A 14,347-nucleotide genomic window follows, 5' to 3' on the forward strand; every position below is an offset into this window, starting at 1 on the left:
TTGGCAATCGAGGTGTTCAGGTCAGGCTGGAAGCCCAACCCACGTTGATACACCTGCCACTTTCGAATGAATGCCGTTAAGGCGGTCGCCCTGGGTGACACTCGTGGTCTGATTTATTGCCTACTCTTTCCCCGCGGTCAGTCGCGCGGCAAACTCCGAGGCGCCCCTCACGAAAACCTCGCCCAGCGTGTCGCCGTAGAACGAGGCGGTAACTTCATAGCCACTCAGGGCGTACTCCTCCTTCGTGAGGATATAGCCGATGTGGGCATTCGTCGTGCTCGCGATCACCGGATGGCCCGCGCCGCCGTCGCGCAGGGCCTGCTTGATGGCGAAGCCGATGGCCGTGATGGGTTCGCCGGGCACGGTAATCATGTGAAAGTCGTTGACCCGGAGTCCGTAGATGGGCGCTTCACTCGGGAAGAGCACTTCCAGCGCCATGCCGAGCTGGGCCTCATCCACGCCGTATTCCTGCCCGGCTATCTTCATGAAATCGGGCGAAGCCTGCTTCGGCGGCAGGGCGACGCGCTGGGACAGCATGGCGAAGTCCTCTACGGGACCGGTTTGAATGGCTTCGGTCAGCTTGCCGGCGGCGATTCCCACTCGGCGGCCGTATTGCTCCGCCATCTCGTAGCGACTGCCGCCCGTGTAGCCGGTGGGGGCCACATCGCCCTCGGAACCATTCGTGTAGACGCAGGTCACATCGCCGCCGATGAGATCCTCCAGCGTGCGCTGCATGGCCCCCGCCCAGTCGCCGGAGATCTCCATTTCCTTTTCCGTCATGATCGTCCCATGTGCCGTATAGTTTACTACCACGGCGAGAGGTGTACCGTTCGCGCGGTCCAGGCGCAGGAGGGTCATGTCTTCATCGGTGGGCGCGCCCTCGTGTCGGCGGTTCCGATTCATACCGCGCAGCGGGGCCACGCCCGTGCCCGCGGTGACCGGCTCCAGACGCGACGCGGCTTCTTTCAACGCGGCGGCCACGCGGTCCGAGACAAAGTCGAGCATGGCCTCGCTGAAGATGCCAATGTGGGGATTGCCCAGCACATTGTTTCGATCCATCGCCATGCCCTCCAGCCCGCCGTGATCATGACTTGCGCTCAGGAGCACGTTGTCGGTGGTGAGCCCGGGGACGCCCGCCTTGTTGACGGTATCCTCCAGGAGCGACCAGGGTGTGGTGCAGATATCCAGGCCCACGAGCGCGGCGAGGGTGTCGCCCGATTTCATCACGAGTACCTTGGCGTAGATCGTGTCGTGAATTCCCGTGGCGGGCTGGCCGTTGCGTTCGCCGTAACCACCCAGTTGCGTGGGGATGCCCACTTCCAGCGGGGTGATACTGGCGCGGGCCGTGCCCGCCAGAAATTCGGCATGGGCCCAGGAGCTCAGCAACAGCGCGCAGAAAAGTGCCAAAACATCGCGACCATTCATCGTAGTTTTCTCCCTGTTGGACATATTCATGTGTTGGACGGGATATTAGAACATGCTGTCCCCAGGAAAGCGAAAATTCTCGAAGGAGAAGTGACACAGAATTTGTTTCGCCGGGTATATACAGGGTGGAACGAGACGGTGGCTGTTATGCGCCGCGGCAAGTTCAAGACCTTTGCGGCGTTGGAACTTCAGGGAAGTTGTCAACCCTCCACCAGCCTCAATCGTTACTTAAATAGCAGCGGTCGCCGCTCCCTGGCGGCGACTCCTCCCACAGTTGAATGAATGCTTCAGGATGACACAACACTGTTTCCTATTGAAGCGGTTTCTGGTGCGAAGGCGAAACACGAAAAACCTCAAGCCAGTCCCGGCAACCTCAATTGAGACATGGTGATCGCGTGAAACCTTTCGAATACCCCAGGGTATTAAGGGAATAACAGCAGATAAACGCGGCGTTTCCTTGAAAGCAAAGGACTTAGCAAAAGCCCGTCCATATTGGCACAGTGATTGCATATAGATTGGCAGAAGCGAAAAAAATTTAATGAATACAGGGACGAAAACATCGTCCAGTATGCATGTAACAATTGAATAGACAGAACGCACTTTAAAGAGGTTCCCAATGCGTCGAATGTCTCCCCAATGTGCCGGCTCCCCGATTGCCCCACACCAACCGGCACAACAGCGGTTCTCTCCCATAATAAATCCGCTACATTCGGCGTTGGTCTCCCCCGGGTCACTCCTCCCTCCCCATTACCCGGGGGAGACCCTCTCCTCTTTTCTGTAAACGGACAGACCTTCCTTCCCTGTCCAATATACCCAGCCCCGGCGCACCGTTCCCATGCGCCGGGGCTTCTCCTTTGCCGGGGTCGATGGACAAAGGCCGACAGGCTGCGATATGCCGAAAGGGGAGCACTTACGGCCGGGGGAATCTCTACTTGAGTTCGGGGCTGGCGCCTTCGGTTTTACCGGGGGGTATATAGGCGCCGCCGGAAACGATAAGCTTCATGGCGTCTTCCACGCTCATATCGACCTCGATAACTTCGTCTGGTCGTAAATAGAGCAGGAAACCCGAAGTGGGGTTGGGGGTGGTGGGTACGAAGATCGCCAGGTACGCCTGGCCGGCGGCGTCCTGGATGGCGCCCTGTTCCGCGGAGGTGACGAAGCCCACACCCAGGACACCCTTTCTCGGGTATTCGAGCAATACGACTTTTTGAAACACCGCGCCCTGACGATTCACGAAGACGTCCCGAATCTGTTGTACGGCGAGGTAGACCCGGCTGATGAGGGGTATCTTGCCGACGAGCAATTCGGCCAGGGCGATAATTTTGCGGCCGATGAGGTAGCGGGTGAGAAAGCCGGTGCAAAGGAACAGCAGCACGGCGAGGAGGAAACCGGTGCCCAGGGACGCGATGGGCGAGTCGAGGCGAAAATGCTCCAGGAACCCCAGGCGGGGTACCCGTGCGCCGAGCTGGTTCACGTAGGTTTCCACGTGGTCCATGGAAAACTTGATGGTCTGGGCTATTTTCGACACGAAGAGCCAGGAGACCCACATGGTGATGAAGAGGGGTACCCAGACCATGATGCCCGTTGTGACATAACGCTGCATCTGGCGAAAGTAAGCACGCATGAAACTGGTGAAGCTGCTGTGTTCGGATAAACGTCGCATGGCGAAGGGGACCTTCCCGGTGGGCCTGAACCGCGACCGCGCGGGCGCTTTGACATTCAGCCCGCGGCCTCCGATGTGGATTGCGGCGTGGGCAGGGGGAGTATACAGGGCCGGAGGCGAAACCGCCAAAGACGGCGGTGCGCACGCCGGAGGTCAGGTGTTTGGAGCGGCAATCACGTCCACGGCGCTGGGCATGCCCGGCATGTAGGCCCCGCAGGAGACCACGAGTTTCATGGCGTCTTCCGAGCTCATGTCGATGGGCATGAGCTTTTCAGGCGCAAGATAGACGAGAAAGCCGTTGGTGGGGCTGGGGACGGTGGGGACGAAGACGGCGCAGAGTTTCTTGCCGCCGGAGGCGATCTGAACGGGGCCCTGATCGTTGGAGGTGACAAAGCCCACGTGGTAGTGGTCGGGGCGGGGATACTCGATGAGGACCACCTGCTGAAACACGGTGCCCTCGCGATTCACCAGCACGTCGCGGATCTGCTGGACGGCCAGGTAAACCCGGCTGATCAGCGGGATTTTCCCGACGATGGTTTCGCCGATGGCAATAATCTTGCGCCCGATGAGGTAGCGTGTGAGGAAGCCTGTGCAGAGGAACAGCAGAACGGCCAGGAGGATCCCCACCCCCATGGAGGCAATGGGCGAGTCCAGGCGAAAGTGCTCCAGAAAGCTCAGGGACGGCACACGGGAGCCGATCCGGTTCACATAGCCTTCGACATGGCCCATGGAGAATTCGATAGCCTGGGTGATCTTGGAGATGAAGATCCAGGAGACCCAGATGGTGATGAAGAGGGGTACCCACACCATGACACCCGTGGTCACATAGCGCTGCATCTGGCGGACATAGGCCCGCGCAAAACTGGAAAGACTGCTGAACTCCGGCTCTTTCTTCATGACGAGAGATGATTCCTGCTGTGTTTGCGGTGCTGCCCGCGCCGCGATATTCTGGCGCCGTCGGGCGGGTTCATCCCGACCGGTGCGCGGTTTCCAGGTGGGGACCCGTCACTATGCGTCGCCGCCACTATCCTGCTTGATATCGACGCGCACGCGGGTAATCCGGTTGGCCTTGCCTTCCAGAATGGTAATCCGGAATGGCGGATGGTTGATGACCTCGCCGATCAGGGGGATGCGTCCGACGGTGTGGGTGACCCAGCCGCCCACGGTTTCCACTTCGGTGTCGTTGATTTCGGCGCCCATCTTTTCCGCGGCGACGGCCAGTTCCAACTGGGCGTCGATCACGAATGCGCCGGGGCTGATTTCGCGAATGCGCGTCTCCGCCTTGTCGTACTCGTCGTGAAATTCGCCAAAGATCTCTTCCAGCACGTCTTCCTGCGTAATCAGTCCGTCCGTGCCGCCATACTCATCGGTCACCACGGCGATGGGCTGGCCCGTCTCGCGCATCTTCTCCAGCAGGTCATCCAGTTTCATGGAATCGGGCACGTGGAGCACTTCGCGCACAAAGCCCGCGATGCCGTCGTCGTGATGTTTGGCCCGGAGCACGTCGAAGGCATTGATAACCCCGATCACATTATCGATGGAGTCCCGGTAGATGGGCAGGCGCGTGTAGCCGCTTTCCACCAGCTTCGCGATGAGTTCGGCCCGACCGGCGGTTTCGGGGAGGGCGACGATGTTGATTCGGGGCACCATAATTTCCCGAACCTGGCGCGACTGGAGGTCCATGACCGAGTGGATCATTTCCTTTTCTTCTTCCATGATCGCGCCGCGATCCGCGCCCTCGTCCACGAGCACCCGCATGTCCTCCGCGGTGCTCATGATCACGGCCTCGCCTTCGCGGAGGCCATCGGCCAGCCGGGACAGGCGCCCGGAGAACCAGGTGAAGGGCAGGACCACCGGCGCCAGCACGACATCAAAGAAACGCATGACCGGAAGCAGTTGCAGGGCAAGCCGGGTGGGGTGGATTCGGAAAATACTCTTGGGGGCCACTTCGCCAAACATGAGGAAAAGGGGCGTGGCGATGGCCATGCTCCAGAGCGGGCCCGCCTCAATGGTGAGGGCCATGGTGCCCGCCACGAGGGCCAGGTTGGTGCCCACGAGCACCAGGGCCATCATCCGCGCGGGGCGTTTCAGGTAGGCGTTGAGGCGCTGGGCGCGGCGGTTTTTCTCTTCGTCGGCCATATGGCGGATGCGGATGCGGTTTACCCCGGCGAATCCGGTTTGATAGCCGGCAAAAAAAGCGCTCAGGGCGATTCCCAGCAGGAAAACGATGATCGTCGTGCTCATCCCCGGGCCTCTTCCTGGGTTGCGGGGCTCTGCAGGATCTGAATCTTCAGCCGGGCGACCCGTTTGCCGTCCACTTCCTCCACGGTATAGCGCACGCCTTCGTGTTCGATGCGATCGCCCACTTCCAGCACCTTGTCGCTCTGTTCCATGAGGAATCCGGCCACGGTCGTGTGCTCGTCATCGTTCACGGGTACGCCCGTGAGGGCCTCCAGTTCATCCAGCGGCAGACTGCCGTCCACCTGGTAGACGTTCTGCCGCACCTGGGTGTAGAGGGGCGGTTCGTCGCGCCAGTCGTCTTCCAGCTCGCCCACGACCTCGCGGAGGGCGTCCTGAAGGGTCACCAGGCCCTCGGTGCCGCCGTATTCGTCCACGACGATGGCGAGGTGGGAACGGAGGTGCTGAACCGATTTCATGAATTCCAGCACGGTCATGGTTTCAGGCACATAGTTGGCCTTGCGCAGCAGGGGTTTGATGGGCGCGCCGAGTTCGCCCCGATCCACGAGGGAAAGGAGGTCCTTGGCATAGAGGATGCCCACGATGTTGTCCAGATTCTCACGGTAGGCCGGCATGCGGGAAAACTCGTGGGTGCAGATCAGTTCCAGGGCTTCGGCCACCGTGGCCTCGTCGTTCAGGGCCACGATATCGGGCCGGGGCACGAGGATCTCCCAGAGCATGACATCGTTCACATTGAGGATGCCCTGGATCATTTCGGCCTCCTCCTTTTCGATGGCGCCGGTGGCCTCGCCCTCGGAGAGGATGGAGGCAAAATCGGCGTCGGTCATGAAGGGGGCCGGTTGCACGCGGCTGAAGCCTGTGACGCGGAAGAGGAGCCCCACGAGCCAGACGACGGCCACGCGCAGGGGCACGAGCAGGACGCAGGCCAGGTGGAGCGGGAGCGCCGCGCCGCGGGCGAAGCCTTCGCTGTTGCGGACCACGGCCAGCTTGGGCACCACATCGCCGAAGAAGGCCAGAAACAGGGTGCAAACGGCGGCGGCGGCCACGTAGTGAAAGGGCTGGACCAGAAACTGGCCCGTGGCCAGCAGCACGGGCTGGACCAGTACGATGCTGAGGAGGACCTTGGCGATGGAATTGCCCATGAGCACGGAGGTGAGGAGCTCGTGGGGCCGGAGCATGAGCCGACCCACCAACTGATTGAGCACGCTCTCGTCTTCGCGCAGCGCGCGGATGCGCGCGGGGCTGAGCGAAAAATAGGCGATTTCACAGGCGGAAAAGAAAGCGGACAGACACAGGAGCCCCAGGGCGAGGGCCCCCATGGCCGGGAGCCCGGAGGCGTCCATCCAGCCGACGAGCCCGCCCGAAAGGGGAATCGGCGGGCGATCCGCGATCTCCGGTCCCTGTCCCACGCCGCTCAATACGAGGGCGAGACCGACCCAGGCCGCCGCAACCAGCAGGCTTTTCCGCCACGTTCCAGAACCACTACTGCCATCTTCCAATGCGCTACCGCGCTCCACCTCAAGGGGACGTACAACCCGGCGATAGAATCGCTTACGGGTCCATCCGCCATGCGGCATCGTAATTTACGCCCAGATAGAGGGCCTGTTTCTCCGTCATGCACCGGCGCTCGGCGGCGGTGGCATGGTCATATCCCAGCAAATGCAGCATCCCGTGGCAGAACAGCAGCCGTACATCGGCCCGCATGGCCTCAATGCCGCCTTCACCCCGGTCTTCCACCGTTTCGAGGGATATCACAATATCGCCCAGCACCCGCACACCAGGTACCGGGCCGCTTTCCTGCTCGAAAGAGAGGACGTCGGTCGCCTTGTTCTTTCCGCGGTAGGCCTTGTTGAGGGCCTTGATTTCCGCGTCGTCGCAGAAGAGCACACTGACTTCCACTTCGGCGGCGTCCACGCCTTCACCCATGCAAATCTTCTCGGCCAGGCGCTCCAGCGCATCCCTGCGATACAGGCGCTTGCGCGTGGAGTTCCGCTGGACGGCGAGGTTCACCTTCATTCCATCTTCCCGGCCATGGGGATGACGTTGTCCACTTTCTTTTCCTCCCGCATCGAGGGGTAGGCCACCCGCGTGTGCAGGTTCGAGACGATGCGCTGCGCGACCACCTCGGCGATGGTGTCCAATTGTTTCAGGGTCAGGTTGCAATCATCAAATTGGCGATCGGCCGAACGGGCGGCCACGATCTTGTCCACGAAATCCCGCACACGCTCCTCGTTGGGATTCTTGATGGAGCGCACGCCCGATTCCACGGCGTCGCAGATCATCAGAATGGCCGTTTCGGGGCGCTGGGGCTTGGGTCCGGGATAGCGAAAATCGTCTTCCAGCACGTCGCCGTGCTTCTGCTGTTTCAGGGCCTGCTGGTAGAAATAGCCGATGAGGCAGGTGCCGTGGTGCTCAAAAATGCCGTCGATAATGGGCTTGGGCAGGTGATACTCCCGGGCGAGCTCCGCACCCTGAATCACGTGGGCCGCGATGGCCCGGGCGCTCATGCGGGGCGACAGTTCGTCGTGGATGTTGTAGCCGTTCTGGTTCTCCGAGAAGTATTCCGAGCGGCGCATCTTGCCAATGTCGTGATAGAGGGCACAGACCCGGGCCAGGAGACCGTTGGCGCCAATGGCGTCGGCCGCGGCTTCCGCCAGATCGCCCAGCATGCGGCTGTGGGCGCTGGTGCCCGGCGCTTCCACGGCGAGCTGGGCCAGCAGCTCATTGTTGAAGTCGGAGTATTCCAGCAACTGGATATCCGTGGTAATGCCGAAAAGCCGTTCCAGCGGGGAGAGCACGGCCGGCACGGCAAGCAGGCATATGCTGCCATTCAATCCGATGAGCACGAGGCGGCGGAAGGTGTTTTCGTCGGCGACCTTGTCCATGGCGAGGATAACGGCGATCATGGCGAAAACGCCCACGAGCGTCGCCGCGATGGAGGCCGAGGCCATGTCGCTTCGGCGGCGTACCCGGACAATGCTGAAGGCCCCGGCGAGGGACATGGCCGCGCCGACGATCATGAGGCGCCAGTCGTAGCTGTACTGGGCGGAAACAAGTGCGGCGGTAACGAAGCTGACCATGACCGCGAGGCCCACATTGGCCAGGATGGCATAGAGAATGCCGCAGGCGGCCACGGGCACCATGAAGCCCGTGGGCTCGAAGTAGTAGGCGATGCGGCTCAGAATCAGGAGGCCGCAGATGAGCAGCAGGGCGAGTTGAAACAGGGTGGTTTCGCTGGAGGTGCTCTCGCCGCGGAAGAGCACAATGGCGCGGTGGAGACAGGCCAGGGCCAGGGCCACCAGAATTACGTTGGAAAGGACGCTGGTGACGAACTGGGCCAGGGGGTGGGCGTCGCCCCGGAGCAGGTCCAGATAGACCTTGGCATCGGAGCGGGACTGGGCGGTCCATCGGCTGCCGCCGTCCTGGATTTTTTCGGAGGCGAGAATCTTCTTTTTTACCGGTTCAACCGTGGCCCGCACCCGCTCCCGGGCGCTTTCGGTGTAGGCGCCGTCGAATTGCAGGGTATCGGTGATGAACGCGGCGGCGAGGGGCAAGGTGGCGTCGGAAAGGGCGCCCCATTCGCTGCCGCCGGCCACATTCTTGGAAAGTTCGGACAGGCAGGTTTCCAGGTACTCCCGTGCGCCCGCCGGATCGATGATGTCTTCGAAACGCGTTTCGGCGGTGGCCCGGCCGTCTTCCGTGGCGGTTTCCCGCAATACGGCTATCGCCTTTTCCCCCTCGCCTCGCTGGAGGTTTTCGGGGCGCACACCGCTCCGCAGCGCGGCGCTCAGGCCTTCTTCAGCGAGCTTGCCCAGGATATCGCTCTGGTGGAAGGTGAGCATAAGGGGTGCGGCGACTTCGGGGGCGTCGGCCTCCCGCTTCTGATCTTCCGGCTGGTCGGCGGCGCCGTCCCCTGGCGCGGTGTCGTCCGCCGCGGGCTTCGGGGCGATGGGGCGGGGCAGGGAATCCTTGTCGGGCATAAGCCACTGGGCCAGGGCGTGCTCGTCCATCAACAGTTTGTAATCGGGGTCGCTCTGGAGCGTGCGGGCGAACTGGTGGACCGCCTTGGTGACGGCGTCTTCCGGGTTTTGTGCGGCCTCGGGCGCGCTGAGCGCTTCGGTGACAAGGGCCTCCACCAGGGGGCGCTGCTTTTTCAGGGCGTCGATCTGCTCCCGCAGGGCCCGGAGCTGCGCGTCGACCCGGGATTCGTCCACGCGATAGTAATCGGGGACCTTGGCCATGGCCTCTTCCTGGGCGCGCTGGGTGGGCTCCAGGTCCACGGTTTCAAAGTCGAAGGCGGCGCGAATTTCGCGGCTGGAGAGCTGGGTGTCGATCTCGTTTTCCAGCACGTCGATCATGGGATCGCGGTGGGAGAAGCGGGTGACGGCGGCCACGATGCAGACGAAGGCGGCGGCGGTCACCGCGCCGTTGATCCAGCGGGTGCGGGCGGCGGCCCGTCGCTTGCCTTTCTGGGAAAAGGGAAACAGCCGCGAGCGGCGTTTCTTCTGCGGTGTGCGGACGGCCATCAGGTGGCGCGGACCTCGTTGCGCTCGTCGCGCTCGGTTTCATAGGCGCTGATGATGCGTTCCACCAGCGGATGGCGCACCACGTCGCGGCGCGACAGGTGAACCATGCCAATTTCGGGTACCGATTTGAGAATGCGCGCCGCTTCGGCCAGGCCGGACTTCGTGCCTCGGGGCAGGTCGCACTGGGTGACGTCGCCGGTGATAATGGCCCGGGAGCCCTGACCCAGGCGGGTGAGAAACATCTTCATCTGCTCGGAGGTGGTGTTCTGGGCCTCGTCGAGCAGGATAAAGGAGTGATCCAGGGTTCGACCGCGCATGAAGGCCAGGGGGGCCACTTCGATACGCTGTTCTTCGATCATGCGCTGCACTTTGGTGAGGTCCACCATGGCGTAGAGGGCGTCATAGAGGGGGCGCAGATAGGGGCTGATTTTTTCCTCGAGATCGCCGGGGAGAAAGCCCAGATTCTCTCCCGCTTCCACGGCGGGCCGGGTGAGGATGAGGCGTTTTACTTTTTTGTTCATCAGGTGAGACACGGCGACGGCCATGGCCAGGTAGGTCTTGCCCGTGCCCGCGGGCCCGATGGCGAAGGTCATCTCGTGGCGCGCGATGGCTTCCAGGTACTCCTGCTGGCCCTGGGTGCGCGGACGGACACGGAGATCCGGCCGGATGAGTCCGGGGGTATCGACCCCGTGGCGGACACGGGGACGCCCGCCCTCTTCGCCGGCATCGGCGAGTACGGTGCGGATGTCTTGCAGCGTGGGGGTATGGCCCTGACGGACCAGTTCCAGCAGTTCGCCGAGGAGCTCCGCGATGAACCGGGCGTTTTCGTCGTCGCCGATGATGGCGACATGGGCGCCCCGATCAACGATGCGCACCTGTTTGGCATCCTGCAGGTGCTTTCGGAGTTCACCATTTTGACCCAGAAGCTTGAGGGCTTCTTCCTGATTCTCTAACTGTATTTCGTGGCTCAGGTGTGGCGTGTCCTATGTTCGCCCCGCTGGGCGGATGCCGGGAAACCGCTACCCCGCCGCGCCGGTTACTTTCCGGGCTGCGGCTCGATGCGGTAGATGATTTCCCCTTCACGCACCAGGCGCTTGATGCGCCGGATGGTGGCTTCCTGTTCCAGGGGGTCGGAATCCATGCCTTTCAGTCGATGCTGGGCGTCGTTTACGGCGGCCTTGAGGGCCTCGACTTCCGCGCGTTGCACCTCAACCGTTTCCATGGTCTTCTGGTACGCTTCGTACCGGCCTTTGAGATCGCGCTTCTCAATATAGGCCAGCGCCAGCGCACAAATGAGCGCCAGCGCCAGCCAATACCACGTGTAGTCTGTTTTCTTCATAAGCTCCAGCACGCCCCGAGGCGGCCCGGTAGCCGCGCTCAGCGCAGGTTGTAGAAGGCGTTCAAGCCGAGGTAGGCCGAGCGGCTGCCCAGTTCTTCCTCGATACGCAGAAGCTGATTATACTTTGCAATGCGGTCGCTGCGCGAGGCGGAGCCCGTCTTGATCTGGCCCGCGTTCAGCGCCACCGCGATATCCGCGATGGTGCTGTCCTCGGTCTCACCGCTCCGGTGGGAAATCACCGTGGTGTATCCCGCGCGGTGGGCCATCTGGCAGGCGTCCAGCGTTTCGGTCAGCGACCCGATCTGGTTTACCTTAACAAGTATAGCATTTCCGACGCCTTCTTTGATCCCGCGGCCAAGATAATCCACGTTGGTCACGAAGAGGTCGTCGCCCACGAGCTGGACATTCTTGCCCAGCTTGTCCGAAAGGGTCTTCCAGCCGGTCCAGTCGTTTTCGTCCAGGCCGTCTTCGATGGAGATGATGGGATACTTTGCGCACAGGTCGGCCCAGAAGTCAATCATGTCGTTGGCCGACTTCTTCGGCTGGGCCTCGGCGCCCATGGTGTAGGTGCCGTCCTTGTGGAACTCGCTGGCCGCCGCGTCGATGGCCAGTTTGATGTCTTTGCCGGCTTCGAAGCCCGCCGCCTTGATGGCGGCCAGAATCACTTCGATGGCTTCCACATTGGAGCCCAGGTTCGGCGCGAAGCCGCCCTCGTCGCCCACGGCCGTGTTCAGGCCCTTGTCCTTCAGCACCTTCTTCAGGGCGTGGAAGACTTCGGTGCCCATGCGGAGGCCTTCCTTGAAGGTCGGCGCGCCCACGGGCATGACCATGAATTCCTGGATGTCCACGTTGTTGTCGGCGTGGGAGCCGCCATTGAGGATGTTCATCATCGGCACGGGGAGGGTGTGGGCGTTGGCGCCGCCGATGTAGCGATAAAGGGGAATTTCCAGGGCTTCGGCCGCGGCCTTGGCCGTCGCCAGCGACACGCCCAGGATCGCGTTCGCGCCCAGCTTGCTCTTGGTTTTCGTGCCGTCCAGCGCGATCATCGTCTGGTCGATTTCACGCTGGTTCAACGCGTCCATGCCGAGCAGTTCTTCGGCGATGGTGTTGTTCACGTTGTCCACGGCCTTGCTGACGCCCTTGCCGAGGTAACGGGACTTGTCACCGTCGCGCAGTTCAACGGCTTCGTGTTCGCCGGTGGAGGCGCCGGAGGGAACGGCGGCGCGGCCCATGATGCCGGAGCTGAGGAAAACGTCCACTTCGACGGTGGGATTGCCCCGGGAGTCGAGAATTTCGCGTGCCTGAATACCCGTGATGCGTGTCATAGTTCTGGTCTTTCTTTCTTCGCGTTGTGTGGCGGGATCCGGGTCCGTCCGCGTGCGGCGCGGCTCCGGTCATCCCTTCCAGGGAAACAAAATGTCTTTGAACCCGCGGTTCAAAAAGATGTCTTTTTCATCCGGCGTCGGCCCGGTTTCATCCGGAGCCGCGCCTTCGCCCGGGGCATGGTGGCGCGCCAGCAACTCATAGGCGCAACAGACCAGCGTCACCAGGGGCATGGTGGACAGGAGCAGCATACCCGGCGGCGTCGCCAGGAGGAGACCCTGCGCCAGCATCAACACCAACAGGCCCGGTGTCAGCACGGGGTGCCGGCCCGCCAGCACGAAGCTGGTGCGCAGCGCCCGGAGCGCCGTGCCCCGCTGATTGACGAGGGCCGGCAACACATAGACACAGGACATGAGCAGGGCCACGGCTCCCGACAGGCAGAGGCCACTGAGCAACAGACCCACCATGGGCCGGGCGGGCGGAAGCCGGTTCGCATAGAACCAGGCCGCCAGGAGCGCGGCCACGAGGGCCATCGCGAAGAGCGCGGCCAGGCCGACAACCCGGGGCCCGTGGGCCACCACACCGGTAATCACACGGCGGAAGGAGAACTCCGCTCCATCCAGCAGCGCGGTAATCAAGGTGGCCTGACCCGCCACCGCCAGCGCGCCCAGGAGGGCCGCCAGCAGCGCCGCGACCGGGGCGCCGCCGCCGGTGAGCTTGAAGAGCAGCCAGGGGGGTCCAAAGACCGCCGCGAGACTGAGCACATTCAATACGATCAGGTAACCTGCATAATCATACAGCACCCAGAAGGCCATTTTCTGCACGCGCCATAAAATGAGACGGTGCCGACGATCGTGGCGCTCAAGGCCGCCGACGCGACCGCCTTCTCCGGGAAGTCTATTCGAACTTCCGCACACGGCTCCGCTTCCGCAGCTCCGCCATCCACTTCTGGTATTTTTCGTCGGCATAGCGCTGGCGCAGGGTCGGCTCGATCTCGTTGCGGACCTCCTCGAAGGGCGCCTGTCCGGCTTCGACCTTTTCCTCGGCCTTCAGGAGCATCATGCCGAACTCCGTTTCGATGACGGGGCTGATACTGCCGGGGGCGAGGGAGAAGGCCACGTTTTCCAGATCGGGCACGAGTTCGCCGCGCTCCACCCAGCCCACAAAGCCACCTTCGGCGGCACCGGGGCCTTCGGAATGCTGGATCGCCAGCTTGCTGAAATCGGCGCCGAGGGTCAGCTCTTCACGGAGGGCCTCGATCCGGGCCAGGGCTTTGGCTCGGGCGGCGGGATCCCTTTCCGCGGCGATGAAGATGCGGTAGAGCTTGACGCGCTCCGGTTTCTGGAACTCGTCCACATTATCCTGGTAGTACTGGGCGATTTCCGCTTCGGAGATGGTGATCTCTTTTTCGAGCTGGTAACGCTTGCTCATGCCCATGGAAAGCGCCACGGTCTGCTTGCGGATGCGCTCGCGAAAGTCGCTGAGGGTCTCGCCGGCGTCGGAGAGGGCTCTGAGAAAGGCCTCCTCGGAGTCAAACTGGTCGCGATACTTCTTGATGCGCTCTTCCAGTTGTTCGTCGGTGATCTTGATATCGTTCAGCACGCCTTCGCGGTACAGGATTTTCTGTTCGATGGCCTGGTCCAGCGCCGTATCGAAGAGGGCCTGTGCTTCGGCCTCGCCACCGGTCAGCCCTTCCAGGGCCGGGCGGATCTCGGTGACGATCTCGCTCTGGAGGATGACTTCTTTGTCCACCGAAGCCACTACGGCGTCGATGAGTTCGGCGGGGGCAACTGCCGCGACGGAAACGCCGAGCGCGAGGAGCGCAAGCACTTTTTTACCTACGGCCATAGCATAGATACCTGTGTTTCTGTT

Annotated in this window: 12 protein-coding genes; all 12 read right to left on the bottom strand. The window is 62.3% G+C overall.

The window, feature by feature from the left end; translation table 11 throughout:
• Nucleotides 1-120: 120 nt before the first annotated feature.
• Nucleotides 121-1,425 (bottom strand): neutral/alkaline non-lysosomal ceramidase N-terminal domain-containing protein, encoded by a 1,305-nt coding sequence (locus JNK74_22405; protein ID MBL7648938.1) that lies wholly within the window; start codon nt 1,423-1,425, stop codon nt 121-123.
• Nucleotides 1,426-2,353: 928 nt separating this feature from the next.
• A complete protein-coding gene (locus JNK74_22410; GenBank protein ID MBL7648939.1) occupies nt 2,354-3,088 on the bottom strand; it encodes a DUF502 domain-containing protein in 735 nt (244 codons plus the stop codon).
• A 153-nt stretch (nt 3,089-3,241) separates the two neighbouring features.
• Complete coding sequence (locus JNK74_22415; GenBank protein MBL7648940.1) at nt 3,242-3,985, bottom strand: DUF502 domain-containing protein; 744 nt, start codon at nt 3,983-3,985, stop codon at nt 3,242-3,244.
• A 111-nt stretch (nt 3,986-4,096) separates the two neighbouring features.
• Nucleotides 4,097-5,332 carry an HlyC/CorC family transporter gene (locus JNK74_22420; GenBank protein ID MBL7648941.1) on the bottom strand — a complete coding sequence of 412 codons (1,236 nt, stop codon included), beginning with the start codon at nt 5,330-5,332 and terminating at the stop codon, nt 4,097-4,099.
• Entirely contained in the window at nt 5,329-6,786 is a 1,458-nt protein-coding gene (locus JNK74_22425; protein ID MBL7648942.1) for an HlyC/CorC family transporter, read from the bottom strand. Before JNK74_22425 ends, JNK74_22420 begins: the two co-directional genes overlap by 4 nt.
• A gap of 52 nt (nt 6,787-6,838) precedes the next feature.
• Nucleotides 6,839-7,303, bottom strand: coding sequence for an rRNA maturation RNase YbeY (ybeY, locus tag JNK74_22430; protein ID MBL7648943.1), 465 nt, complete (start codon nt 7,301-7,303; stop codon nt 6,839-6,841).
• Entirely contained in the window at nt 7,300-9,813 is a 2,514-nt protein-coding gene (locus JNK74_22435; GenBank protein ID MBL7648944.1) for an HDIG domain-containing protein, read from the bottom strand. The genes ybeY and JNK74_22435 overlap by 4 nt, the downstream gene beginning before the upstream one ends.
• A complete protein-coding gene (locus JNK74_22440; GenBank protein MBL7648945.1) occupies nt 9,813-10,784 on the bottom strand; it encodes a PhoH family protein in 972 nt (323 codons plus the stop codon). Before JNK74_22440 ends, JNK74_22435 begins: the two co-directional genes overlap by 1 nt.
• A 65-nt stretch (nt 10,785-10,849) precedes the next feature.
• On the bottom strand, nt 10,850-11,152 hold the full coding sequence (locus JNK74_22445; GenBank protein ID MBL7648946.1) for a hypothetical protein: 303 nt from the start codon (nt 11,150-11,152) through the stop codon (nt 10,850-10,852).
• A gap of 38 nt (nt 11,153-11,190) precedes the next feature.
• Nucleotides 11,191-12,477, bottom strand: coding sequence for a phosphopyruvate hydratase (eno, locus tag JNK74_22450; protein ID MBL7648947.1), 1,287 nt, complete (start codon nt 12,475-12,477; stop codon nt 11,191-11,193).
• A gap of 69 nt (nt 12,478-12,546) precedes the next feature.
• Nucleotides 12,547-13,278 carry a hypothetical protein gene (locus JNK74_22455; protein MBL7648948.1) on the bottom strand — a complete coding sequence of 244 codons (732 nt, stop codon included), beginning with the start codon at nt 13,276-13,278 and terminating at the stop codon, nt 12,547-12,549.
• A gap of 94 nt (nt 13,279-13,372) precedes the next feature.
• Entirely contained in the window at nt 13,373-14,323 is a 951-nt protein-coding gene (locus JNK74_22460) for a peptidyl-prolyl cis-trans isomerase (GenBank protein MBL7648949.1), read from the bottom strand.
• Between the last annotated feature and the right edge of the window lie 24 nt (nt 14,324-14,347).

The sequence above is a fragment of the Candidatus Hydrogenedentota bacterium genome, assembly GCA_016791475.1.
Lineage (GTDB): Bacteria > Hydrogenedentota > Hydrogenedentia > Hydrogenedentales > JAEUWI01 > JAEUWI01.